This window comes from Mesorhizobium sp. P2_E7 (assembly GCF_056403855.1).
The window spans coordinates 139,071-162,322 of sequence record NZ_JBFUER010000008.1 but is presented as its reverse complement, the minus strand read 5'-3'; the positions used below and the strand labels follow the sequence as shown (position 1 = coordinate 162,322).

General features: G+C 62.2%; 24 protein-coding genes. 23 read left to right on the top strand and 1 reads right to left on the bottom strand.

The features are described from left to right. The first annotated feature begins 189 nt into the window (after positions 1-189). The 12 genes from AC1DYC_RS28365 (at position 190) to ccoS (ending at position 10,539) form a co-directional block, all read left to right on the top strand. Positions 190-636 carry a pseudoazurin gene (locus tag AC1DYC_RS28365; protein WP_477410998.1) on the top strand — a complete coding sequence of 149 codons (447 nt, stop codon included), beginning with the start codon at positions 190-192 and terminating at the stop codon, positions 634-636. 243 nt (positions 637-879) lie between these two features. Next, a complete protein-coding gene (nirK, locus tag AC1DYC_RS28360; protein ID WP_477304613.1) occupies positions 880-1,983 on the top strand; it encodes a copper-containing nitrite reductase in 1,104 nt (367 codons plus the stop codon). A gap of 59 nt (positions 1,984-2,042) precedes the next feature. Further along, positions 2,043-2,906 (top strand): SUMF1/EgtB/PvdO family nonheme iron enzyme, encoded by an 864-nt coding sequence (locus AC1DYC_RS28355; RefSeq protein WP_477410997.1) that lies wholly within the window; start codon positions 2,043-2,045, stop codon positions 2,904-2,906. Between the two features lie 110 nt (positions 2,907-3,016). Further along, positions 3,017-3,433, top strand: coding sequence for a group III truncated hemoglobin (locus AC1DYC_RS28350; protein ID WP_477410996.1), 417 nt, complete (start codon positions 3,017-3,019; stop codon positions 3,431-3,433). Between the two features lie 164 nt (positions 3,434-3,597). Next, positions 3,598-5,250 carry a cytochrome-c oxidase, cbb3-type subunit I gene (gene ccoN, locus AC1DYC_RS28345; protein WP_477410995.1) on the top strand — a complete coding sequence of 551 codons (1,653 nt, stop codon included), beginning with the start codon at positions 3,598-3,600 and terminating at the stop codon, positions 5,248-5,250. Positions 5,251-5,257: 7 nt separating this feature from the next. After that, positions 5,258-5,998, top strand: coding sequence for a cytochrome-c oxidase, cbb3-type subunit II (ccoO, locus tag AC1DYC_RS28340; protein WP_477410994.1), 741 nt, complete (start codon positions 5,258-5,260; stop codon positions 5,996-5,998). Further along, a complete protein-coding gene (locus tag AC1DYC_RS28335; protein WP_379092680.1) occupies positions 5,995-6,165 on the top strand; it encodes a cbb3-type cytochrome c oxidase subunit 3 in 171 nt (56 codons plus the stop codon). The genes ccoO and AC1DYC_RS28335 overlap by 4 nt, the downstream gene beginning before the upstream one ends. Continuing rightward, positions 6,156-7,037, top strand: a complete 882-nt coding sequence (gene ccoP / locus AC1DYC_RS28330) for a cytochrome-c oxidase, cbb3-type subunit III (protein WP_477410993.1) — start codon at positions 6,156-6,158, stop codon at positions 7,035-7,037. Before AC1DYC_RS28335 ends, ccoP begins: the two co-directional genes overlap by 10 nt. A gap of 14 nt (positions 7,038-7,051) precedes the next feature. Then, on the top strand, positions 7,052-7,246 hold the full coding sequence (locus AC1DYC_RS28325) for a hypothetical protein (RefSeq protein WP_477410992.1): 195 nt from the start codon (positions 7,052-7,054) through the stop codon (positions 7,244-7,246). 46 nt (positions 7,247-7,292) lie between these two features. Next, positions 7,293-8,099: a DUF2189 domain-containing protein gene (locus AC1DYC_RS28320; protein ID WP_477304629.1), complete on the top strand. Its 807-nt coding sequence runs from the start codon at positions 7,293-7,295 to the stop codon at positions 8,097-8,099. A gap of 5 nt (positions 8,100-8,104) precedes the next feature. Then, positions 8,105-10,387, top strand: coding sequence for a cation-translocating P-type ATPase (locus AC1DYC_RS28315; RefSeq protein ID WP_477410991.1), 2,283 nt, complete (start codon positions 8,105-8,107; stop codon positions 10,385-10,387). After that, positions 10,384-10,539, top strand: a complete 156-nt coding sequence (ccoS, locus tag AC1DYC_RS28310; protein WP_477410990.1) for a cbb3-type cytochrome oxidase assembly protein CcoS — start codon at positions 10,384-10,386, stop codon at positions 10,537-10,539. Before AC1DYC_RS28315 ends, ccoS begins: the two co-directional genes overlap by 4 nt. Positions 10,540-11,104: 565 nt before the next feature. Here ccoS and AC1DYC_RS28305 read toward each other — a convergent pair. After that, complete coding sequence (locus AC1DYC_RS28305) at positions 11,105-11,776, bottom strand: GntR family transcriptional regulator (RefSeq protein WP_477339570.1); 672 nt, start codon at positions 11,774-11,776, stop codon at positions 11,105-11,107. A 139-nt stretch (positions 11,777-11,915) separates the two neighbouring features. Here AC1DYC_RS28305 and AC1DYC_RS28300 point away from each other — a divergent pair, with 139 nt between their 5' ends. From AC1DYC_RS28300 to AC1DYC_RS28250, 11 genes are all read left to right on the top strand, one after another. Continuing rightward, the gene (locus AC1DYC_RS28300) at positions 11,916-12,503 is read left to right on the top strand and encodes an amino acid synthesis family protein (RefSeq protein WP_477304633.1); all 588 of its coding nucleotides are present in this window, start codon (positions 11,916-11,918) and stop codon (positions 12,501-12,503) included. Next, the gene (locus tag AC1DYC_RS28295) at positions 12,496-14,289 is read left to right on the top strand and encodes an alpha/beta fold hydrolase (protein WP_477410989.1); all 1,794 of its coding nucleotides are present in this window, start codon (positions 12,496-12,498) and stop codon (positions 14,287-14,289) included. The genes AC1DYC_RS28300 and AC1DYC_RS28295 overlap by 8 nt, the downstream gene beginning before the upstream one ends. Before the next feature lie 5 nt (positions 14,290-14,294). Then, entirely contained in the window at positions 14,295-15,350 is a 1,056-nt protein-coding gene (locus tag AC1DYC_RS28290) for an LLM class flavin-dependent oxidoreductase (RefSeq protein WP_477410988.1), read from the top strand. Continuing rightward, positions 15,350-16,825 carry an aldehyde dehydrogenase gene (locus AC1DYC_RS28285; RefSeq protein WP_477244306.1) on the top strand — a complete coding sequence of 492 codons (1,476 nt, stop codon included), beginning with the start codon at positions 15,350-15,352 and terminating at the stop codon, positions 16,823-16,825. Before AC1DYC_RS28290 ends, AC1DYC_RS28285 begins: the two co-directional genes overlap by 1 nt. 83 nt (positions 16,826-16,908) lie before the next feature. Next, positions 16,909-17,928 (top strand): ABC transporter substrate-binding protein, encoded by a 1,020-nt coding sequence (locus AC1DYC_RS28280; protein WP_477410987.1) that lies wholly within the window; start codon positions 16,909-16,911, stop codon positions 17,926-17,928. Positions 17,929-17,996: 68 nt separating this feature from the next. Next, a complete protein-coding gene (locus tag AC1DYC_RS28275; protein WP_477410986.1) occupies positions 17,997-18,857 on the top strand; it encodes an ABC transporter permease in 861 nt (286 codons plus the stop codon). A gap of 1 nt (position 18,858) precedes the next feature. Beyond that, on the top strand, positions 18,859-19,659 hold the full coding sequence (locus AC1DYC_RS28270; protein WP_477410985.1) for an ABC transporter permease: 801 nt from the start codon (positions 18,859-18,861) through the stop codon (positions 19,657-19,659). After that, on the top strand, positions 19,656-20,732 hold the full coding sequence (locus tag AC1DYC_RS28265) for an ABC transporter ATP-binding protein (protein WP_477410984.1): 1,077 nt from the start codon (positions 19,656-19,658) through the stop codon (positions 20,730-20,732). The genes AC1DYC_RS28270 and AC1DYC_RS28265 overlap by 4 nt, the downstream gene beginning before the upstream one ends. A 90-nt stretch (positions 20,733-20,822) precedes the next feature. Beyond that, the gene (locus tag AC1DYC_RS28260; protein WP_477410983.1) at positions 20,823-21,098 is read left to right on the top strand and encodes a hypothetical protein; all 276 of its coding nucleotides are present in this window, start codon (positions 20,823-20,825) and stop codon (positions 21,096-21,098) included. After that, positions 21,099-21,926 (top strand): phosphogluconate dehydrogenase C-terminal domain-containing protein, encoded by an 828-nt coding sequence (locus AC1DYC_RS28255; RefSeq protein WP_477410982.1) that lies wholly within the window; start codon positions 21,099-21,101, stop codon positions 21,924-21,926. It begins immediately after the preceding gene. Positions 21,927-22,259: 333 nt separating this feature from the next. Beyond that, a complete protein-coding gene (locus AC1DYC_RS28250) occupies positions 22,260-23,201 on the top strand; it encodes a substrate-binding domain-containing protein (protein WP_477410981.1) in 942 nt (313 codons plus the stop codon). The last annotated feature ends 51 nt before the right edge of the window (positions 23,202-23,252 follow it).

Sequence of the window (23,252 nt, the reverse complement as noted above, 5' to 3'; positions counted from 1 at the left end):
CAGAAAGGGAAGGAGCGCGGGCTGCGCGAGGCAAGCAGGCTGCCAGAGGTCCTCACGGGCGCCGGATCGCCACGTCATATCCAGATATTTCGTGTGCCGGTTTGCGCCAGCGCAAACCGCAGCGCCATCCCGCGGCGTAGAAGGCCGCAACGGTTGATGCCGTGATGAAACTTAGGAAAGGACTATCCCATGAAATTGCCCCTGATCGCCGCGGCCATCGCGTTGTTCGCCCTGGCCGGCGCAGCAAGCGCTGAAGAACACGTCGTGCAGATGCTCAACAAGGGCGAGAAGGGTTCGATGGTCTTCCAGCCCGCCTACGTAAAAGCGGCGCCCGGCGACACGATCAAGTTCGTGCCCACCGACAAGTCCCACAACGCCGAAACCGTCAAGGGAATGCTGCCGGACGGCGCTGAAGCGTTCAAGGGAAAGGCGAACACGGAGATTACCGTGACCCTAACCAAGGAAGGCGTCTACGGCGTGAAATGCGCGCCCCACTACGGTATGGGCATGGTGGCGTTGATCGTCGTTGGCAAACCTGTGAACCTCGACGCGGCGGAAGCCGTCAAGCAGACCGGCAAGGCCAAAACGGTCTTTGCGGAGCTGTTCGGCGAGGCCACCAAGGCCGCCTCCAACTGACATCTCGATGACAGATACCCTCGGTTGGCGATAGCCGAGGGAAAGGGCTGGACGGACCACAGGGGGAGGTCCAGTCCGGCCTATTTCATATGGATCGATGAGCGCTTCGGAACACGATCCTCTCCGCACCCGCAAACCCAACAATCGCATTGGAAATGAACTTGGTTTGCGCCAGCGCAAAGACGGTCCCTGCAAGCAGGCTATTCTTGGGGCATCAAGTGGTTGACGCACAGGGAGATTGAAATGCTTACGCGACGTGAAGCTCTGTTGGGATCTGTCCTTACCGCCGCCGCCGCGGCAACGATGGTCGCAATGCCGGCTGCGGCGAGCGCCAAGGAAGTGGCCGGACTGCCGCGCGAAAAGGTCACCCTCGTCGCGCCACCCTTCGTCCACGCGCACGACCAGGTGGCCAAGGACGGCCCGAAAGTCGTCGAGTTCACGATGACGATCGAGGAAAAGTCCGTCGTCATCGACGCCGATGGGACGCAGCTCAACGCGATGACCTACAATGGCTCGATCCCCGGTCCCTTGATGGTCGTCCATGAAGGCGACTATGTCGAACTCACTCTCATCAATCCCGACACCAATACGCTTGCGCACAACATCGACTTCCACGCTGCCACCGGCGCGCTCGGCGGTGGCGGGCTGACACTGGTCAACCCCGGCGAGCAGGTGACGCTGCGCTTCAAGGCAACGCGCACGGGGACGTTCGTCTACCACTGTGCGCCCGGCGGACCGATGATCCCGTGGCACGTCGTGTCGGGCATGAGCGGTGCGGTGATGGTGCTGCCGCGTGACGGCCTAAGGGACGACAAGGGCAAATCCATCCTCTACGACCGCATCTATTATATCGGCGAAAACGACTTCTACGTCCCTCGCGACGAGCAGGGGAAATTCAAGAAATACGAAACGGCCGGCGACAATTTCGATGACACGATGAAGGTCATGCGTGGATTGATTCCGACGCACGTCGTGTTCAATGGCAAGGCGGGATCGCTGACCGGCGAGAATGCCATGAAGGCGAAGGTTGGCGAGACTGTTCTGATCGTCCATTCGCAAGCCAATCGCGATACGCGGCCGCATCTGATCGGCGGCCACGGCGATTACGTCTGGGAGCAAGGCAAGTTCGCCAACCCTCCCGCAAAGGACCTGGAGACCTGGTTCATTCGCGGCGGTTCCGCCGGCTCGGCCCTCTATACATTCCAGCAGCCGGGCATCTATGCCTACGTGAACCACAATCTGATCGAGGCCGTGGAACTCGGCGCAACCGCACATTTTACGGTCGATGGAACCTGGGATGACGACCTGATGACGCAGGTCGAAGCCCCAAGGGCCATTACGGCGTGAGCATCGGCACGACCTTGCGCCAATCTGCGCAAGGTCGCGTGCGCTTTGGATGAAATGCCATGTCGTTCAACCCAATCGTAGCCATCGGAAGTATCGCGGCTGCCGCGCTGATCGTCATGGGCGCGACCAGTGCGCTCGATCGGTTGGCTGGTTTACCCGTGGAAGGTCCCGAACTTGTGACCCTCGCGCCCGGATCGTTCGACCACCCTCAGTCAGGCGAATTCCTAGGGGAAGGCCATCCCGTCGCGGCGCCGCGGATGCTGGCAACGGTCAATGTTCCGCTGAAGATCATGAAATACCAGGTGAGCGCAGCCGAATACGGACGGTGCGTGGCATCAGGCAGTTGCAAGGCGGCCGACACCCTGGATATCGGCAATGTCCCGGTCACCGGCGTAAGTCATATCGACGCCGAAGCCTATGCGGCCTGGCTCTCGGCCCAGACCGGCGCGACATGGCGGCTGCCGACAGATACAGAATGGGCCTACGCCGCCGGCGAACGATTCCGCGGTGATATCGAGGGCGGCGCCGGCGACCCTAACAATCCCGCGCAGCGCTGGCTCGCCCAGTATCGCACCGAGGCTTCTCTCGGACGGAAATCCGATCCCGAGCCACGGGTTCAGGGGTCATTTGGTGTCAACTCAAAAGGGCTGGCTGACGTCGCGGGCAATGTCTGGGAGTGGACATCGACCTGCTACCTCCACGCAACGATAGCCGCCGACGGCATCAGCATCGTGAGCTCGATCGATAATTGCGGGGTGCACGTCGTGGAAGGCTTCCACCGCACCTATATGTCGAACTTCATCCGGGATGGGAAAAGTGGCGGCTGCGCGGTCGGCACACCGCCAGACAATCTGGGTTTCCGCCTTGTCCGTGAACGCCTCAACGTCATACGAGCCGCCATGCGGCGCCTTGGATATTCTTGACCCGTGAGTGCCGCGTTTCGAGGCCAGGGAATTATGAAGGCACAATCACCGAAAGGATCACTATGAACTCATCCGCGATCGATCAGGCGCGACCGGCTGCCGAGCGGCCGTTGGCCGATCCGGGAGTTGACCGGGCGAGCATCGGCGCACTGGTGCGCGAATTCTACTCCAGACTGCGGAAAAATGAACGGCTGGGGCCGATCTTCGCGCGTGAGATCACCGGCGACTGGGAGCCGCACCTCGAGAAAATGACCGACTTCTGGTGTTCCGTCATTCTCAAGACGGGCGACTATCAAGGACGCCCAGTTCCTGCCCATCTGAAACTCAAGGATGTGACCGAGGCCGATTTCGACATCTGGCTGGGCTTGTTCGGCGAGACCGCGGCGGCGCATTTCGCCCCGCAGACGGCCGCGGTCTTTGTCGATCGAGCCGAACGCATTGCGAAAAGCCTGAAGCTGGCGATGTTCTTTCGCCTTCCGCTTGCCGGCTCACCGGCGGGCAACACTGCTGAAGCCAAGGGCAGCTGAGCCGGAGCTCGCCCGTCGCTCCCGTCGGGCCGGCCGCCTGAAAGCGGCACTCTCTTTCCGGGTGCAATCAGCTTCGTTTTTGCGCCAGATCAAATTACCTGCCGCGCAGCCATGCGAAACCCGAGGGACGATTTCGCCCTGACGGGCATCTGAGGTGGCCGCATATGCTCGCTCAACTGACATCCGGCGAACGCCAACTTTCCATCGTGGTGCTGACCCTGATGACCATGGTCGGACTGGCCATGGCGGCAGCTGGGCGCGGCGACCCGATCGGCGTGCATGGCTTTATTGTCGTTGTTGCAAGCCTGGCGATGCTCTTCGTCATGCTTTCGGCGCTCTACGCCCCCGAACCCTCTGCTGAACGTCTGGATCACTATTATGACGACCCGAGCAAGGTCGGCGTCATCCTCACCATGATCTGGGCCATGGTCGGCATGTTCTTCGGCGTCTGGGTGGCGAGCCTGCTGGCCTGGCCCGATCTGACCTTCGACGCGGCCTGGGCAAGCTTTGGCCGCTTGCGGCCGGTCCATACCAGCGGCGTGATCTTCGGCTTCGGTGGCAACGCGCTGATCGCCACGTCTTTCCATGTGCTGCAGCGGACTTCGCGCGCCCGGCTGCCCGACCAGTTCAGCCCCTGGTTCGTCCTGCTCGGCTACAATCTGTTCTGTGTCATGGCCGCGACCGGCTATTTCATGGGCGTCACGCAATCGAAGGAATATGCGGAGCCGGAGTGGTACGCCGATATCTGGCTGGTCATCGTCTGGGTGGTGTATTTCGCGATCTACATTCGCACGCTGGCTCGCCGCAAGGAGCCGCACATCTATGTCGCCAACTGGTACTACATGGCCTTCATCCTGGTCGTGGCGATCCTGCATATCGTCAACAATCTGGCCGTGCCGGTGTCGTTCGGCCACGCCAAAAGCTATTCGGCGTTCTCCGGCGTTCAGGACGCCATGACCCAGTGGTGGTACGGCCACAACGCCGTCGCATTCTTCCTCACCTCCGGCTTCCTCGGGATGATGTATTACTACCTGCCCAAGCGGGCGGGTCGGCCGATCTACTCCTACCGGCTGTCGATCATCAGCTTCTGGGGCATCACCTTCATGTATATGTGGGCGGGGTCACACCACCTGCATTACACCGCCCTGCCCCAATGGGTGCAAACGCTGGGGATGACGTTTTCACTGGTCCTCCTGGTGCCATCGTGGGCCTCGGCGGGAAACGCGCTCGCAACCCTCAATGGCGCCTGGCACAAGGTGCGCGACGACGCCACGCTGCGTTTCATGATGGCGGCGGCGGTGTTCTACGGCCTGACCACCTTTGAAGGGTCGTTCATGGCGATCCGTCCGGTGAACGCGCTTTCGCACTACACGGACTGGACCGTCGGCCACGTCCATGCCGGCGCCCTGGGTTGGGTGGCGTTGATCACCTTCGGCTCGATCTACTGTCTGGTCCCGGCCTTATGGAAGCGCGAGCGGATGTACTCGGCCAAACTTGTCGAAGTGCATTTCTGGTTGGCGATCTCGGGAACGGTCATCTACGTCTTTGCGATGTGGAATTCCGGCATCCTGCAAGGCTTGATGTGGCGAACATACAACGAGAACGGAACGCTCACCTATTCCTTCCTTGAATCCATGGTGGCGATGCATCCCTATTACATCGCGCGCGCCTTCGGCGGACTGCTGTTTCTGCTCGGCGCCATCACCGGCTCCTACAACATCTGGATGACGGTCCGCGGCCACTCGCAAGCAGCGCTGCAACCGGGCGACGACACGCCGCAGCGCCATTTGGCGCCTGTCGCCCAGCCAGCGGAGTAAGAGGATCATGCGCGAATTTCACCGCAAAATCGAACGCAGCGCCATCGGCTTCGTCCTTGCCATCGTCGTGGTCTCCAGCATCGGCGGCTTCGTGGAGATCGCTCCGCTGTTCACCATCGACAACACGGTCGAGAACGCGCCGGACATGCGGGTCTACACCCCGCTGGAGCAGGCCGGGCGCAACATCTACATGCGCGAAGGCTGCTACGCCTGCCATTCGCAAATGATCCGGACATTGCGCGACGAAGTCGAACGCTACGGCCCTTATTCGCTCGCCGTTGAATCGAAATACGATCATCCGATGTTGTGGGGATCAAAGCGCACGGGGCCGGATCTGGCGCGCATCGGCGGCAAATATTCCGACGCCTGGCAGGTCGCCCATTTGATCAACCCGCGCGCGGTGGTTCCGGAATCGATCATGCCCAAATTCGGCTGGCTGCGCGACAACCCGCTGCGCATCGACGATCTAGGCGAGCATCTCACCGCCCTCAGGGACGTCGGCGTTCCCTACACCGACGACATGATCGCCAATGCCCCCCACGACGCGCTCGGCCAGACCGCGCCGGACGGCGATTTCGCCGCAGGCGTTACCAAGCGCTACGGCCAGGCAACGCAGGTCAGGGCCTTTGACGGCAATCCGGCAACCGTCACCGAAATGGATGCGCTGGTCGCCTATCTGCAGATCCTTGGCCACCTGACCGGCGCCGCCCAGGCGGAGGTTGCCGCGCAGCCGGAGGCCGCGCAATGAGCTGGGAACACGAAGCCGTCGTCGCCTTTTCCAAAAGCTGGGGCCTTTTCTACCTGATCGCGATGGCCGTAGGCGTCCTCGTCTACACGTTCTGGCCGTCGAACAAGAAGCGGTTCGAAAGGGCGAAAGACAGCATTCTCGACGGAGATGACAAGCCATGGAAATAGGCGAGCGCGATCCCGTCACGGGACAGGTCACGACCGGTCATGAGTGGAATGGCATCAAGGAGCTGTACACGCCAATTCCGCGCATTGTGTTCTTCTTCCTGGCCACCACCATCCTTTTTGCCGTGTGCTACTGGGTCCTCATGCCTGCCTGGCCATTGGGCAAGACCTACACCAAGGGCCTGCTTGGAATTGACCAGAAGACCAGTGTCGAACGCCTGGTAAAGGATGCCACGCTGGAGCGTGCCGCCTGGACCCAAAAGATCGATCAAATGGATTTTGCGGCAATTCAGGCCGATCCTTCGATGATGACGATCGTCGAAGAAACCGGCCACACGCTGTTTGGCGACAATTGCGCGGCTTGCCACGGCACCAAAGCCATGGGCGGTCCCGGATTTCCCAACCTCACCGCCGGCATCTGGCTCTGGGGCGGTGATCCCGAAACGATCTTTGAAACGCTGCGAGTCGGCATCAACTCGACGCACCCCGATACGCGGACCTCGCAGATGCTGGCCTTTGGACGCGATGGCGTGATCGAGAGCAAGCAACTGGCTGACGTCGTCGCCTATGTGCGGTCTCTCGGCGGTACCACAGACGGCCTCGATGCCGATCCGCAAAGCATTGCTGCCGGACAGGACGTGTTCAAACAGAATTGCGTCGCCTGTCATGGCGACGATGCCAAGGGCAAGCACGACGTCGGCGCGCCCGACTTGACCGACAGCAACTGGATCTATGGCGGCGATCTCCAGTCCGTCACCACGACAGTCTATGGCGGCCGGCAAGGCACCATGCCTAGTTGGGAACAGCGCTTCTCCCCGACCCAGCGCAAGATACTCGCCCTCTATGTGCTCTCCCTCCGGAAGGTGCCTGAGTGATGCTGGATCCCGCCATGCCGTCGAGGCCGCGATCGCGCTCGCGGACTGTCGCGCTCGTCCTGGTCACGGCGGGACTGGCGCTGGTCGCCGCTGCCAATTTCCATCTGGTCTACGTGTCCTTCGCCTCGCAAGCCGACTGCGTGCCGCATTTGAAGGAACCCGGCGACCCCGCGAAGAACAGCTACGCTGCGGCCAGTTCGTCGTGCTGACGCTGAAGCTGCGCGACCCGGCGAAACGACAGGAAGGATCATGGAAATGAGTGATCTCCATATGGCCAATGACGAGGAATTCGTCCGCGTCGCATCGCGCAACCGCGGTCTCCCGGCCAGTGCCGCGTTTGGCTGGCTGCGCGCCGGCTGGCAGGACCTGACGGCAACGCCGGCCCCCAGTCTCGCCTATGGGCTGGCGGTCTTTGCCGTGTCCGCGATGATCGTCGGCGGGCTTTTCCTGTTTCGGCTCGACTACATCCTGTTTCCAGCAACCGCGGCGTTTATGGTGGTCGGCCCGCTCATCGCCGTCGGCCTCTATGAAAAAAGCCGATCGCTGGAACAGGGCAGAGCCATCTCTCTTGCCAGGATGATCTTCGTCAGGCCGGCCTCCGGCGCCCAGATTCTTTTCGTCGGCTTCATCATGCTCGGCCTGGCGCTGCTGTGGATGCGTGCTGCGGTCATCATCTACGCGCTGTTCTTCGGCTGGCGGCCGTTTCCCGGCCTCGATCACCTTGCCCCGATGCTTTTCACCACCACCATCGGCTGGGCAATGTTGGCCGTAGGCACGGTGGTTGGCGGGGTGTTCGCCGCATTCTCCTTCGCCATCAGCGCCTTTTCGGTTCCCATGCTCCTCGACCAGCGAACGGATGCGTTTACCGCGATGGGCACCAGCATTTCGCTGGTCTGGAACAACCGGCCAGTGATGATCGCCTGGGGTGCGATGGTGCTGCTGCTGACCCTTCTTGGCCTTGGCACCGGGCTGGTCGGATTGATCGTCACCTTTCCTCTGCTCGGGCATGCCACATGGCATGCCTACAGGACCATATCGGCTGAGCCGGGGCTGAAGGAGTAGCGCTTATGAGCTGCTGCGCACCCGGGGCCGAAGCTGCCCTGGAGATCGGCCCGGCGGGTCGGGTTTCCAGTCCGTGTGAGGAGCTTGTCCTTCTAAGCCGCGACCTTGGTGGCGGCCTTTTTCAAACCGATCTGTCGGTGCCCGAAATCCATTGCGCATCCTGCATGGCCACGGTCGAGCGCGCTCTGTCGCGCTTGCCCGACGTCGAATATGCCCGAGCCAACCTTTCGATGAAACGGACCATCGTGAAATGGCGCCCGCGCGCCGACAAGGCACCAGATCTCATTGGTGCGCTGAGAGCCGCGGGTTACGAGTCGCATGTCTTCACTGCGGATGCCGATCAGCGCAGTCCCGAATATTCCCGGCTGATCAAGGCGCTCGCCGTCGCAGGCTTCTGCGCCATGAACATCATGCTGCTGTCGGTTTCGGTGTGGTCGGGAGCCGAGGGCGGAACCCGTCAGGCGTTCCACTGGATTTCGGCGGGGCTCGCCTTGCCGGCGATCGTCTATTCGGGGCGGATATTCTTTTCCTCGGCATGGGTTGCCTTGCGCAACGGCCGGACAAACATGGATGTGCCGATTTCAATCGGCGTTTTGATGGCGTTCGGGCTCAGTCTCTACGACACCATTCACAGTGGGCCACATGCCTATTTCGACGCGGCGACATCGCTTTTGTTCTTTCTGCTTATCGGCCGCACGCTCGACCATGTGATGCGGGAAAAGGCGCGCTCGGCCGTGGCTGGGCTTGCGAACCTGGCGCCGCGAGGAGCGGTCGTGGTGGACGCCGACGGCCGGCGCTATGCCCCGATCGCCGAGATCAGGCCGGGAACCACCATCCTCATTGCCGCCGGCGACAGGGTCCCTGTCGACGGGATCGTCCTGGAAGGTGCTTCGGAGCTCGATTGTTCGGTCGTCACCGGAGAGACGGCACCCAGGCCCGCCATTCCGGGCACCTTGGTCCAGGCCGGGCTTCTCAATCTGACGGGGCCACTCACGATAAGGGCCGCAGCCGAGGCAAAGGATTCGTTCCTGGCGGAAATGATCAGAATGATGGAAGCCGCCGAGGGCGGTAGGGCGCACTATCGAAGACTGGCGGATCGTGCCTCGGCGCTCTATTCGCCAGTCGTGCATGCCATCGCCTTGCTGTCCTTTCTGGGGTGGCTTTCCATGACAAGGGATTGGCACGCATCGGTTTCGATCGCCATCGCCGTGTTGATCATAACCTGCCCGTGCGCACTCGGTCTTGCCGTTCCGATCGTGCAGGTCGTTGCCGCCCGGCGCCTCTTCGAAAAAGGCGTGATGGTCAGGGACGGCTCCGCTCTCGAGCGCCTCGCCGAAGTCAACACTGTGCTGTTCGACAAGACCGGCACACTGACGCTCGGCCGTCCCCATCTCGTCAACAAGGCTGATGTTGATCCCGGTGCATTGGTGCTTGCCGCCAAAATGGCGTCGGGCTCGCGGCATCCGATGTCCCTCGCAATTCTGGCTGCCGCATCGCAAGGTTCCATTGCAACCTCTCCGATGAACAATCTCGCCGAGTACCCCGGCCGCGGCCTCGAAGCCAGGATGGGAACCTCCATCTATCGCCTGGGCCGACCGGACTGGGCGCTTGGCCGCAAAATGCCGGAAGGCACGGACGGTTGTGTTTCGGTGTCGCTGCTGGTGCAGAACGGCCAGCAGCTGGGGCGGCTGGAATTTGAAGACATCATGCGAAGCGGCGCGCGCGCGACGATCGATCGATTGCGCCGGCAGGGCCTCGGTGTCGGCATTCTATCCGGTGACCGTAGATCTGCCGTGGCCGCTCTGGCTTCGAAACTCGGCATCGATGATTTCACGCCGGAAATGCTTCCATCCGACAAGGTTGAGCGGATCGCGGCTCTCACCGCTGCCCACTCCAAGGTGTTGATGGTGGGAGACGGACTTAACGACGCGCCGGCCCTCGCCGCCGCGCATGTCTCCATGGCTCCCGCGACGGCGGCCGATGTCGGCCGCAATGCAGCCGACTTCGTGTTCCTGAAGGAAAGCCTTGCGAGCGTCGCCGACGCCTACGAGATTTCGCGCAACGCGGGAAAGCTGATCCGGCAGAATTTCGCCCTAGCAGTCGGCTACAACGCCGTTGCGGTGCCATTTGCCGTGTGCGGATACATCACCCCGCTCGTGGCTGCAGCGGCAATGTCGCTGTCGTCCGTCTTGGTGGTGGCCAATGCCTTACGTCTGGGTTCCCGAAAGCCTTTCAGGCGCAGGGTGTCAGGCCTGCTTTCCGCCCAGATATTGAACACGACAACATGAGCTATTTGGCTTTCCTTGTGCCTGTCGCAATCCTGCTCGGGCTACTCGGCCTTGTGGCATTCATGTGGACCTTGCGAAATGAGCAGTACGAAGACCTGGACGGGGCCGCGGCACGTATCCTGATGGACGACGATCAGGACGAGCCCAAATAGTCGCCTTCGACAACTGTTGGTCTAGGCGATACACTTGCGAACCTGGGAGTCCGGGATGCGAAGCGCCTCACAGACGTTCAGGTTCAAATGCGTCTTCAGGACAGAGAGTGGCATTTCGCGTCAGCTAGCTGTCGCGGCATTCTCGACCAATCGTTCAAACCATCCCTTTCGCACGTCGTTGCCACCGATCACCGCACGGATCGCCGAGCGACCTGTCGGCGCCAGAATTTCTGGACTAGGTGTAGTGGGTGCCTTGAATGAGAAGGAGAGTTCTGGCGCAAAGGCCCGAAACATTTTCTTTCGAACGCCACGAGTTTAGCCGAGATAATGAATTCACTCACGAAGGCTTTCAGGTAAACCTTTGATATTTTTTTAATCTGGTGAGCCCGGAGGACGTATCAAGAACGTTGATTTCATGGGCTTTTTCGCGGGCCAGAACCAGAAATCTTCTCGTATCGTTCCATATGGTTCCGCCACAGTCGAACATAGCGCCCCTACGCCTCCTTCGCGCCAAGACCGGTCTTGAGCTCACATTGACGCTTGAGCTGCACAACAAAACGCGTCGTCACCTCGGGCGCAACAACTGCTGCGCGATAAACCAAGCTTGTTCGACATGATGTCGAGCGGCGGCCTCAGCTTTATCAGGGTCGCGCAACTTGATTGCGTCCATGATTTCGGTCATTTCGGCGATCGCCGGCTCGCGGCGGTTGTCCGAGGCAATGGTCATCGAACGCAGCTGGTTGATGCGGACATTCAGCCCGGTGACGATTTCCCAGGCAATACGCTTGTCGGCCGCTTCGAACAGCGCCTCGTAGAATTTGGTCGTCGCCCGCATCACCGCGACCGGCACGCCCGAAGCCCAGGCTTCGAACAGGTTGGTCAAAGCGCCATCGAGCAAGGCAATCTGCTCGCTCGTGGCCGACATGGCGCAAGCTCGCGCCGCGATGCCCTCCAGCAGCGCTCGCAATTCATAGATCTCGTCGGTGCGGCCGAGATCCGGCTTGGCCACGGCCGGTCCATGGCCCGGTATCATCTGCACCAGGCCTTCGGCCTCCAATTGCCGCAAAACCTCGCGCACGACCGAACGGCTGACCCCGAGCTGATCGCAAAGCGGCCGCTCGACCAGTCTCTCGCCGGGTTGGAAGTGGAAATCCATGATCGCCTCGCGCATGCGCTCCAGCGCCAGCGTCCGCAACGTCTTGGCGGAGCGGTCGATCCGCAGCGCATCTTCTGACATTTTTTCTCGCCTCCCTGGTACGGCCACAAAACAGATTCCATGGCCAATTGACAAGGTTCTTGGCGCTCCATAGCATGGTATACCATAAGACGCGATAGACATGACGGCGCTGAACCGCGCTATCCGACCGAGGATTTTGATGAAGCCGGCCATTCGAAAGATCGTCACCTATATCGAGAACACGCTGATCGAAGGCGGAAAGGCAGCACCCCAGCCGCTGAGACTGGTCGGTGTAGCGGCTGTGCTGACGAACCCTTGGGCTGGCCGTGGTTTCATCGAGGATCTTTCTCCCGAGATCCGCGCCATCGCTCCCATCCTTGGCGAAATGCTGACCCGCGAGATCATCGCCGTCGCCGGTTCGGGCGAGGCGATCGAAGGCTACGGCAAGGCCGCCATCTGCGGCACCTCGGGCGAAATAGAGCACGCTTCGGCGCTGATCCACACGCTACATTTCGGCAATCACTATCGCCGCGCCGTCGGCGCCAAGACCTACCTCGCCTTTACCAATCTGCGCGGCGGGCCGAACACGCCAATCATGATTCCGCTGATGGACAAGAACGACGAAGGCCGTCGCTCCCATTATCTAACTGTGCATTTCCAGATCGGCGATGCGCCGGCGCCCGACGAACTGGTAGTGGCGCTTGGCGCCTCCATTGGCGGGCGCCCGCACCACCGCATCGGCGACCGCTATCAGGATCTCAAGGAGGTCGGGGACCTGCATGGCTGACGTCGCCGCCTCCGCATGGGTCCGGGACACGGCTCCGGACGGAACCGGCTTCATCCGTGCCGGCTCCGGCGCGCCGGTTCTGCTCATCCACGGCGTCGGCATGAATGCCGCGATCTGGCAGGATCAGATCGCTTCGATGAAAGGCCGCCACGACCTGATCGCCATCGATATGCTCGGCCACGGCAACTCGCCGCTGCCGCCCGAAAATGCCGCACTGTCCGACTTTGCCGATCAGGCGCTTCGCCTGATCGATCACCTCGGTCTCGCCTCCGTATCGATCATCGGCCATTCCATGGGGGCGTTGGTGGCCCTCGAAATCGCCCATCGCGCACCGTCGCGGGTCAGCTCCATCGTCTGTCTCAATGGCGTGTTCCGTCGTCCTGAGGCATTGGCGCAGGCTGTGCGCGAACGGGCGGCAGCACTCGGCAGTCATGGCGACCCCTCCGCCATCGCCGCAACGCTAGCCCGCTGGTTCGGCGATCCACTGCCAGCCAATTTGGCCGGCGCGGCCGCGACGGCCCGCATCGCGCTTGAAGGTGTCAGCGCCGAGGGCTACGCGCGCACCTATCGCCTCTTTGCTCACGCCGATACCCAGCATGCCGATCGCTTAGCCGAGCTTGCGGCGCCAGCGCTGTTTATGACCGGATCCGAGGACAGGAATTCTACGCCGGCCATGTCAGCGGCCATGGCGCGGCTTGCACCGCGCGGCCAATGCCTCGTGTTGAGCGGCGAAAGGCACATGATGACAATCGCTTCGCCCGAAAAAGTGACTCAACACATCATGGCTTTTCTCGATGCCGAGAAAGACGCCGCCGCCAAGCCGGAGGCTCCTGCATTTGACCCCGGCGAATTCAGGCGGGCGCTAGGTTCGTTTCTGACCGGCGTCACCATCGTCACCACGGTCAGTGCGGAAGGCGAACCGCGCGGCTTCACCGCCAATTCCTTCACCTCGGTCTCGCTCGATCCGCCGCTGGTGCTTGTGTGCATCGCCAAGAAGGCGTTGGGGCACAGCGCGTTTTCGACCTCAAGAGGTTTCGCGATCAACATCCTCTCGGAGAGTCAGAAGGCCGAATCCGGCATTTTCGCCTCCAAAGCAGCTGACAAATTCGCTTCCGTTGCCTGGCAATCCGGACACACCGGCAATCCGCTGATCGACGGTTCCGTCGCCGTGTTCGATTGCGCCATGGAGCAACTGGTCGATGCCGGCGACCATTCGATCCTCATCGGTCGCGTTCGCGACTTCACCCACAATGGTGCGCAGCCGCTCGGCTATTGCCGCGGCACCTATGTCACACCAGGCCTCAGCCAGGAGGCGCTGGCGGCAGCACCTTCGGGAACCGAAGTTGGCGCCATCCTCGAAAATGAAGGTCGCGTGCTGTTCTTCGAAACCCCGGACGGTTTCCACGAGTTGCCGGCGGGTCGCGGGCTGGGCACGCCCAGGGATGCCCGCAGCCTCAAGGGATGCCTCGCCGCCAAGGTGGTCGACGCACAGCTCGGCTTCCTGTTTGCAGTGTGGGACGACGCGGCCGATCCGTCGCGCTCGCACGTCTACTACCGGGGGACGGTCACCGCCCCCGCCTCCAGCGATCGCCAGGTCAGGCTTGTCGACATCGACCATATCGCCGATCTCAAGGTCGCCGATCCGGCGGTTCGTTCCATGCTGACCCGCTATGTCCGTGAACGTACGGAAGATGCATTCGGCGTCTATGTCGGCAACGAGGTCGAAGGCGAAGTCCGGCCGCTCGCCAGGGCGGCGTCTTCCCAAGCTCTTACTGGTCGCAGGTGATGCCGATGAAATTTTCGCTGTTCGTCCATATGGAGCGCTCGGATCTGGCGAAGCCACATTCCGAACTGGTTGCCGAGCTGGAGGATCTGGTCCTGCAGGCCGAGGCGGCAGGCTTCGAGACCGCCTGGATCGGCGAGCATCACGGGATGGAATTCACCATCTCGCCCAACCCGTTCATCAACATCGCCTATCTCGGCGCAAAGACGACGCGCATCCGGCTCGGCACCGGAACCATCGTCGCGCCATTCTGGCACCCGATCAAGCTCGCCGGCGAAGCAGCAATGGCCGACGTCATTACCGGCGGCCGGCTCGATATCGGCATTGCGCGCGGCGCCTACAGCTATGAGTACCGGCGGCTTTTCCCCGGGCTCGAAGCCTGGGGCGCGGGTCAGCGCATGCGCGAGATGGTGCCGGCGATCCGTGGCCTGTGGGATGGCGACTTCGAACTGTCCGGCGAATTCTGGTCGTTTCCGTCGACCACCTCATCGCCCAAGCCGCTGCAAAAGCCCTATCCGCCGATCTGGGTGGCGGCGCGTGACCCTAACTCGCACGACTTTGCCGTGGCCAACAAATGCAACGTGCAGGTAACGCCGCTCGCCTCCGGCGATGGCGAAGTGGCGAGCCTGATGGAGCGCTTCAACACGGCCTGTGCCGCCCATCCTGAAACGCCACGGCCGGAAATCATGCTCCTGATGCACACCTTCGTGGCCGAAGACGCAGCCGACGCCGATCGCCTGACACAGGATCTGTCGCAATTCTACTGCCAGTTCGGCGCCTGGTTTCAAAACAAGAAGCCGGTGCACCAGGGCGTGTTGGAGGAGCTGACGGAGGCCGAGATTGCGGCCATGCCGCAATACGCGCCGGACAAGATCCGGGAGAATCTGGTGATCGGTGAAGCCGAGGAAGTGATCGCCCGGCTCAAGGCCTATGAGGCACTCGGTTACGACCAGTATTCGATCTGGATCGACAGCGGCATTTCGCATGAGCGCAAGAAGAAATCGCTGCAGCTGTTCATCGACAGGGTGATGCCGGCCTTTGCCACACCGCAGGCGGGATCGTGATGAGCACCGGCGAATTCAGGAACTACATAGACGGCCAGTTCGTGGAGGCCGCCGCAACCTTCGACAGTGTCGACCCGTCGACCGGCGCGCCTTGGGCAAAAATGCCCGCCGCAACGGTGGCCGACGTCGATCGTGCCGTCGAGGCCGCCCACCGGGCGCTGCGCTCCGGCCCATGGGCCGCGATGACGGCGACGGCGCGCGGCAAGCTTCTGGTGCGGCTCGGCGATCTCGTCGTCGCCAATGCCGATCGGCTGGCGCAGCTCGAGACACGCGATACCGGCAAGATCATCCGCGAGACCCGCGCCCAGATCGCCTATGTCGGCGACTACTACCGCTACTATGGCGGGCTCGCCGACAAACACGAAGGGGCGTTCGTTCCGATCGACAAGGCGGATATGGAGGTGACGATCCGGCCGGAGCCGATCGGCGTCGTTGCCGCCGTCGTGCCGTGGAATTCGCAGCTCTTCCTGTCGGCCGTCAAGCTTGGGCCAGCGCTCGCCGCAGGTTGCACCGTCGTCCTCAAGGCATCCGAGGACGGGCCCGCCCCGCTGCTCGCTTTCGCCGAACTCGTCGACGAAGCCGGATTTCCCGCAGGCAGCGTCAACATCCTGACCGGCTTCGGTCACGACTGCGGCCATCGCCTGACCAGCCATCCGCTGGTCGCCCGCGTCGCCTTCACCGGCGGCCCAGCGACGGCCCGCCAGATCGTCAGGAACACGGCGGAAAACCTCGCCTACACCACGCTGGAACTCGGCGGCAAAAGCCCGGTGGTGGTGTTTGCCGATGCCGATCTGGAAAGTGCGGCTAACGCCGTCGTCGCCGGCATTTTTGCCGCCACCGGCCAGAGCTGCGTCGCCGGCTCGCGGCTCTTGGTCGAGCGCTCGGTTAAGGACGAGTTTCTCGCCCGGCTCAAGCAAAAAGCAGAAGCCATCAGAATTGGCGACCCGCAGGATTCCTCCACCGAAATGGGGCCGCTTGCCACATCGCGCCAGCGCGAATGGATCGAAAAGACCGTCGCCGAAAGCCTCGCCGCCGGCGGCCGGCTGGTCACAGGCGGCAAACGCCCTGAAGGCAAGGCGGATGGCTTCTACTATGCCCCGACGATCATCGAGGTACCCGATCAGACCCTGGCTTGCGTGCGCGAAGAGCTTTTCGGCCCGGTGCTGAGCGCGCTGGCCTTCGACACCGAGGCCGAAGCGTTGGCACTGGCCAACGATACGAAGTTCGGCCTGGCGTCCGGCGTCTTCACCACCAATCTCGCCAAGGCGCACCGCATGGCGCGCGGCATCCACGCCGGCGTGGTCTGGATCAACACCTACCGCGCCGTCTCGCCGCTAGTGCCGTTTGGCGGCTACGGCCAGTCCGGTCTCGGCCGCGAAGGCGGCATGGACGCGATCCGCGACTACACGCGTTCGAAATCGGTCTGGATACGCACCTCGGACGACCCAATTCCCGATCCTTTTGTCATGCGGTAGCCGCCGCAGGCCGGGGATTCGCGATCAAGGCGAAAACGCCGATCGCGAACAGCCAACAACGAAAACAAACAGAGGAGAACGACATGAAACTGATCTTCACCGGCATCCTTGCCGGACTTCTGGCAACAACAGTTCTGGCAACGACGGCCGCCAAGGCCGAGGAAATGGTGTTCACCAGCTGGGGTGGGACGACGCAGGAAGCGCAGACCAAATCCTGGGCGGAACCGTTCTCGGCCGCATCCGGCATCAAGGTCCTGCAGGACGGTCCGACCGACTACGGCAAGCTGAAGGCCATGGTCGACGCCGGCAGCGTCAATTGGGATGTCGTCGACGTCGAGATGGATTTCGCCATCAAGGCGGCCAAGGACGGGCTGCTGGAGCCGATCGACTTCAAAGCGGTGCCGCGGGCCGACCTCGATCCGCGCTTCACCACCGACCATGCCGTCGGCAGCTTCTACTATTCCTTCGTGCTCGCCTGGAACAAGGGCGCCGTTTCGGGCGAGCCTGCCGGCTGGGCAGACATGTTCGACGTCAAGAAATTCCCGGGCAAGCGCACCTTCTACAAATGGTCGGCGCCCGGCGTCATCGAGATCGCACTGCTGGCCGACGGCGTTCCCGCCGACAAGCTCTATCCGCTCGATCTCGACCGCGCTTTCAAGAAACTCGACACCATCAAGTCGGACATTGTTTGGTGGGGCGGCGGCGCGGAGTCGCAGCAGTTGATCGCTTCCGGCGAGGCGGCCTTCGGCCAGCTCTGGAACGGCCGCGTCTTTGCGCTTCAGCATGACGAAGCCGATGTCGGCGTGTCCTGGACCCAGAACCTGACGGCGGCCGACGTTCTGGTGGTGCCGAAGGGCGCCAAGAACAAGGATGCGGCGATGAAGTTCCTGGCTGCGGCGAGCAGCCCGGCCGGCCAGGCAAAGTTTGCCGAAGCCAGCGGCTATGCGCCGATCAACACCAAGGCCAAGGCGGAGATGGCGGCGGACGTCGTGAAGTCGCTGCCGGACGCCCATGTCGACGGACAGATCAACCTCGACATGAACTATTGGGCCGAAAATCGCGACGCCATCGCCACGCGCTGGTACGCCTGGCAGGCGAAGTAACGGCTGCTGCCGCAACAGAACGGGACGAGACAGCGCAGGCTGTCTCGTCCCACAAACAGGTTCCCGCCATGTCGGTCGAAACGCGTCAGAGCTTTGGAGCTTTCAGGATGCCGGCAGGCTTCGGTGGCCTGCTGCCGGCGCTGATCCTGATTGCGCTGTTCTTCGTCGTCCCGGTGCTGGCCCTGCTGTTGCGCAGCGTCACCGAGCCGGCGCCCGGCCTGCAGAACTACGCGACATTGCTGGGCGACGGCACCTATGCGCGGGTGTTCTTCAACACCTTCCTGGTTGCGGCGGTCGTCACCGTCGTTACCGTGCTAGTCGCCTTTCCAGTCGCCTGGATGCTGGCGATCATGCCGGCGGCCCTCGCCTCGATCGTCTTCGGCATCATCATCCTGTCGATGTGGACCAATTTGCTCACCCGCACCTATGCCTGGATGGTGCTGCTGCAGCGCACCGGCGTTATCAACCGGACGCTGATCGCCATTGGTGTCATCGACCAGCCGCTGCCGCTCATCAACAATCTTACCGGCGTCACCATCGGCATGGTCTACATTATGCTGCCGTTCATGATCCTGCCGCTGGTCGGCACCTTGCGGGCGATCGATCCGATGACGCTGCGTGCCGCGGCCCTCTGCGGTGCCAGCCCGTTCCAGGCATTCCGCCGCATCCTCCTGCCGCTGTCGCTGCCCGGCATCGCCGCTGGTGGCCTGATGGTCTTCGTCATGTCTCTCGGCTATTTCGTCACCCCCGCGCTGCTCGGCGGCACGTCGAACATGATGCTGGCCGAAATGATCGCGCAGATGATCCAGTCGCTGCTCAATTGGGGGCTCGGCAGCGCCGCCGCCTTCATCCTGCTGGTCGTCACCATGGCGCTCTACGCATTGCAGCTGCGCCTTGTCGGCGCCCGGCGCGTGACGGGAGGCATCTGAGATGCTGCTCGATTACGACCGTATGGGATGGCTGAAAATTGCCCTGCTCGGCTTCACCGCGCTGGTCGCCGCCTTCCTCCTCTTGCCAGTGGTTTTCATCGTTCTGCTGTCGTTCGGATCGTCGCGCTGGCTGGCCTTTCCACCGCCCGGTTGGACACTGAAATGGTACCAGGAGCTGTTTGCCGACCCGTCCTGGCTGGAGGCGGCGCTGACCAGCGCCCGCATCGCCACCATGACGGCGATCCTTGCCGTGGTGATCGGCCTTCTCGCCTCGTTCGCGTTGGTTCGCGGACAGTTCCGCGGCCGCGAAATCCTGCGCGGCCTGCTGCTGACGCCGATGGTCCTGCCGGTCGTGGTCTTCGCCATCGCCATTTACGCCTTCTTCCTCCGCGTTGGCCTCGGCGGCACAACGATCGGCTTCGTCATCGCCCACACCGTGCTGGCGCTGCCATTCGCGATCATCCCGATCGCTACGGCGCTTGAAGGCTTCGACAAGTCAATCGAGGACGCGGCGATCGTCTGCGGCGCCAGCCCGCTCGAGGCCAAGCTCAGGATCACCTTGCCGTCGATCAGGATCGGCATCTTTTCCGCGGCGATCTTTTCCTTCCTTGCCTCCTGGGATGAGGTCGTCGTCGCCATCTTCATGGCCAGCCCCACCTTGCAGACCTTGCCGGTCAAGATCTGGGGCAGCTTGCGCTCGGATCTGAGCCCGGTGATCGCCGCCGCCTCCAGCCTGCTCGTCGGCCTCACCCTTGCCCTGATGGTGGTGACGGCACTGCTGCGCCGAAAGTTCCAGACATGACCCAGTCCTTCCTCTCCATCCGCAAATTGCACAAGGCGTTCGGCGCGTTCACCGCCGTACATGACGTCACGCTGGACATTCCAAAGGGTCAGTTCCTGACCTTTCTCGGGCCGTCGGGTTCGGGAAAATCAACGACGCTCTATGCCATCGCCGGCTTCCAGGATCCGAGCTCCGGCGATGTCCAGCTGGAAGGCAAATCCTTGCTCGCGATACCCTCGCACAAGCGCAACATCGGCATGGTCTTCCAGCGCTACACGCTGTTTCCGCATCTGACGGTCGCCGAAAACATTGCCTTTCCGCTTCGAGTCCGGCGCCGGCCGGAAGCCGAGGTGAAGAAGAAGGTCGGCGACATGCTGGCCCTGGTGCGGCTGGAAAGCTTTGCCGCGAGACTTCCCGGCGCGCTGTCAGGCGGCCAGCAGCAGCGCGTCGCGCTGGCCCGGGCGCTGGCCTACGATCCGCCGATCCTTTTGATGGACGAGCCGCTGTCGGCGCTGGACAAGAAACTGCGCGAGGAGATCCAGGCCGAGATCCGCCGCATCCACCGCGAGACCGGCGTTACCATCCTCTATGTCACGCATGACCAGGAGGAGGCGCTGCACCTCTCGGATCGGATCGCGCTCTTCAGGGACGGCCGCATCGAGCAGATCGGCACCGGCGAGGACCTTTATCTCCGGCCAGCGACCGATTTCGTCGCAGGCTTCATCGGCAATTCGAATTTTTTGGCTGCGGAACATCTGGAAACCGTTGGCGGTGCCGCCACCATCCGCCTCGCCGACGGCTCGCTGGTCTCGGGTATCAACGCAAATGGCAGCCTCGCACCGGGGCAAAAAACCAGATTGATGATCAGACCGGAGGCCCTTCGTCTGGACCGGGGACCGAAAAGTGTGGAGCTGGTCGTAGATATCATCGACGTTGCCTTCTATGGCGAACGGCGGCGCATCGTTGCGCGTACCAGCACTGGACAGGAGATCGACATCAGGCCGACATTCTCCGCCACAGCTTCGCATGATGTGGCGCCGAGCCAACGTCAGGTCTTTTTCGACCCGAGCGCAGCGTTCCTGTTTCCCGCCTGACTCACCACACCGGATGGAGGTCAGCCAGCAGTTCGACGAGTTGCTGCTGGCTGGGGCAAGACGGCGGACGGCAAGGTTGCGCAGGCCCGCGTGTCGCCCACCATTCAGATCATCGGCCTGCCGCCGGGCGTCCAGGACATCGTCGTCATCTTCGTGCTCGCGCTGGCCGGACGCCAAGCCCTGACACGCGAACTCCGCCCGAACCGCCAGCCGACGATGCTAATCCCGCCATGCAGCCAAGCGACCGGCAGGCATGACACGGCAATGAAGGCTCTGGTCAAACCCGGAGGTTGTGGTAGAGTGATCATACCAGTCAATAACATGACGATAGGCACGGCCATCGTTGGAAATCGGGAGCAAGCATAGATGACGACGATTGCGCTGTTCGGAGCCGGCGGGAAAATGGGTTACCGCCTGTCGACCAATTTTCGTGGCTCGCCGTATACGATACGCCATGTCGAGGTCAGCGATGCCGGCCGCGAGCGGCTGAAATCGGGGCTGGGCTTTGATGCCGTCAGTGCTGATGAAGCGCTCAACGGTGCCGATGTGGTGATCCTGGCGGTTCCCGATACGCATATCGGCAAGGTGGCGGCCAGCATAGAGAGCAAGCTTGCATCGGGCACGATGGTCGTCGTGCTCGACGCCGCCGCGCCGTTCGCCGGCCATTTGCCGAAGCGGCCGGACTTGACCTATTTTGTCACCCATCCCTGCCATCCGCCGATCTTCAACGACGAGACCGACATGGCGGCCAAAAAAGACTATTTCGGCGGCGTCAAAGCCAAGCAGCATATGGTCAGCGCGCTGATGCAGGGGCCGGAAGAGGATTTTGCCAAGGGCGAGGCGATCGCCAAGATCATCTGGGCGCCAGTGATGCGTTCGCACCGTGTCACTGTCGATCAGATGGCGTTGCTGGAGCCCGGCCTTTCGGAAACCGTATGCGCCTCGCTGCTCGTCGTCATGAAGGAAGCCGTCGACGAGGTCGTGGCGCGCGGCGTCGACCAGCAGGCTGCGCTCGATTTCCTGCTCGGCCATATGAATGTTCTTGGCGCCGTCATCTTCGGCGAAACCAAGGGTGTGTTCTCCGACGCCTGCAACAAGGCGATCGAGTTCGGCAAGCCGGTGCTGATGCGCGACGACTGGAAGCGGGTGTTCGAGCCGGAAGAGATCGCCGCGAGCATTCAGCGCATCACCTGAGAAAGGCCAAGTCAGGTGCTCGCCGGAGCGTCTCGATGCCTCTGCGCATCGCCGCCGACGCTCAACCTCGGTCGTATCAGGTACATATCATCTGAATTTGTGATTGACTCATCATACCAGTTGGCTTAGCTGTTGTTGACTCGGATCGATAAGGTTTCGCAGGGAGTTCGAAGCCTGGACGAGTGGAGGACGGCCGGGGAGCAACGATCCGTCAGTGGAAGCCGGCAAACGGCTTTTGAGCCTGAACCGATCAGCGGCCCGCGCTGCGTAACGAATTCGAATGCAGACAGTGGCCTTGGTTGATCAAGGCCGTTTTTCAAACGGGAGGACATCATGAAAATCACACGCAGAATGACACTTGCGGCTTTTGCCGGCATGCTGGCGCTTGGCACCGCGGCACCCGCCTATGCGGCGGACCTCATTGCCATCATCACGCCCTCGCATGACAATCCGTTCTTCAAGGCGGAAGCCGTAGGTGCCGAAGCCAAGGCCAAGGAACTCGGCTACGAAGCGCTGGTGCTCGTCCATGACGACGATGCCAACAAGCAGTCCGAACTGATCGACACCGCGATCGGTCGCGGCGCCAAGGCGATCATCCTCGACAATGCCGGCGCCGACGCCACCGTCGCCGCCGTGCAGAAGGCCAAGGATGCGGGCGTTCCTTCGTTCCTGATCGACCGCGAGATCAATGCCACCGGCGTCGCCGTCGCGCAGATCGTCTCCAACAACTACCAGGGCGCCCAGCTCGGCGCGCAGGAGTTCGTCAAGCTGATGGGCGAGAAGGGCAATTTCGTCGAGCTGGTCGGCAAGGAATCCGACACCAATGCCGGCATCCGCTCGAAGGGCTATCACGACGTCATCGACGACTATCCGGACCTGAAGATGGTTGCCCAGCAGTCGGCCAACTGGAGCCAGACCGAGGCCTACGCCAAGATGGAATCGATCCTGCAGGCCAACCCTGACATCAAGGGCGTCATCTCCGGCAACGACACGATGGCGATGGGCGCCTATGCGGCGCTGGTCGCTGCAAACCGCAAGGACGTCATCGTCGTCGGCTTCGACGGATCGAACGACGTGCGCGACTCGATCACCGCGGGCGGCATCAAGGCAACCGTCCTGCAGCCGGCTTACGCGCAGGCGCAGATGGCGGTCGAACAGGCCAACGACTTCATCAAGAACAAGAAGTCGCCCGAGAAGGAGAAGCAGCTGATGGACTGCCTTCTGGTCAATGGCGACAATGCTGCCAAGCTGGAAACGTTTGCGCTGACCAACTGAGCCGGCGTGACATGAATAGCGAGGGGCGACCCAAGGGGTCGTCCCTCGCCG

Excerpts from the sequence above, each read along its gene's own strand:
- AC1DYC_RS28365 (WP_477410998.1), top strand. The coding sequence starts at position 190 with ATGAAATTGCCCCTGATCGCCGCGGCCATCGCGTTGTTCGCCCTGGCC.
- nirK (WP_477304613.1), top strand. The coding sequence starts at position 880 with ATGCTTACGCGACGTGAAGCTCTGTTGGGATCTGTCCTTACCGCCGCC.
- AC1DYC_RS28355 (WP_477410997.1), top strand. The coding sequence starts at position 2,043 with ATGTCGTTCAACCCAATCGTAGCCATCGGAAGTATCGCGGCTGCCGCG.
- ccoN (WP_477410995.1), top strand. The coding sequence starts at position 3,598 with ATGCTCGCTCAACTGACATCCGGCGAACGCCAACTTTCCATCGTGGTG.
- ccoO (WP_477410994.1), top strand. The coding sequence starts at position 5,258 with ATGCGCGAATTTCACCGCAAAATCGAACGCAGCGCCATCGGCTTCGTC.
- AC1DYC_RS28335 (WP_379092680.1), top strand. The coding sequence starts at position 5,995 with ATGAGCTGGGAACACGAAGCCGTCGTCGCCTTTTCCAAAAGCTGGGGC.
- ccoP (WP_477410993.1), top strand. The coding sequence starts at position 6,156 with ATGGAAATAGGCGAGCGCGATCCCGTCACGGGACAGGTCACGACCGGT.
- AC1DYC_RS28325 (WP_477410992.1), top strand. The coding sequence starts at position 7,052 with ATGCCGTCGAGGCCGCGATCGCGCTCGCGGACTGTCGCGCTCGTCCTG.
- AC1DYC_RS28320 (WP_477304629.1), top strand. The coding sequence starts at position 7,293 with ATGAGTGATCTCCATATGGCCAATGACGAGGAATTCGTCCGCGTCGCA.
- AC1DYC_RS28315 (WP_477410991.1), top strand. The coding sequence starts at position 8,105 with ATGAGCTGCTGCGCACCCGGGGCCGAAGCTGCCCTGGAGATCGGCCCG.
- ccoS (WP_477410990.1), top strand. The coding sequence starts at position 10,384 with ATGAGCTATTTGGCTTTCCTTGTGCCTGTCGCAATCCTGCTCGGGCTA.
- AC1DYC_RS28305 (WP_477339570.1), bottom strand. The coding sequence starts at position 11,776 with ATGTCAGAAGATGCGCTGCGGATCGACCGCTCCGCCAAGACGTTGCGG.
- AC1DYC_RS28300 (WP_477304633.1), top strand. The coding sequence starts at position 11,916 with ATGAAGCCGGCCATTCGAAAGATCGTCACCTATATCGAGAACACGCTG.
- AC1DYC_RS28295 (WP_477410989.1), top strand. The coding sequence starts at position 12,496 with ATGGCTGACGTCGCCGCCTCCGCATGGGTCCGGGACACGGCTCCGGAC.
- AC1DYC_RS28290 (WP_477410988.1), top strand. The coding sequence starts at position 14,295 with ATGAAATTTTCGCTGTTCGTCCATATGGAGCGCTCGGATCTGGCGAAG.
- AC1DYC_RS28285 (WP_477244306.1), top strand. The coding sequence starts at position 15,350 with ATGAGCACCGGCGAATTCAGGAACTACATAGACGGCCAGTTCGTGGAG.
- AC1DYC_RS28280 (WP_477410987.1), top strand. The coding sequence starts at position 16,909 with ATGAAACTGATCTTCACCGGCATCCTTGCCGGACTTCTGGCAACAACA.
- AC1DYC_RS28275 (WP_477410986.1), top strand. The coding sequence starts at position 17,997 with ATGTCGGTCGAAACGCGTCAGAGCTTTGGAGCTTTCAGGATGCCGGCA.
- AC1DYC_RS28270 (WP_477410985.1), top strand. The coding sequence starts at position 18,859 with ATGCTGCTCGATTACGACCGTATGGGATGGCTGAAAATTGCCCTGCTC.
- AC1DYC_RS28265 (WP_477410984.1), top strand. The coding sequence starts at position 19,656 with ATGACCCAGTCCTTCCTCTCCATCCGCAAATTGCACAAGGCGTTCGGC.
- AC1DYC_RS28255 (WP_477410982.1), top strand. The coding sequence starts at position 21,099 with ATGACGACGATTGCGCTGTTCGGAGCCGGCGGGAAAATGGGTTACCGC.
- AC1DYC_RS28250 (WP_477410981.1), top strand. The coding sequence starts at position 22,260 with ATGAAAATCACACGCAGAATGACACTTGCGGCTTTTGCCGGCATGCTG.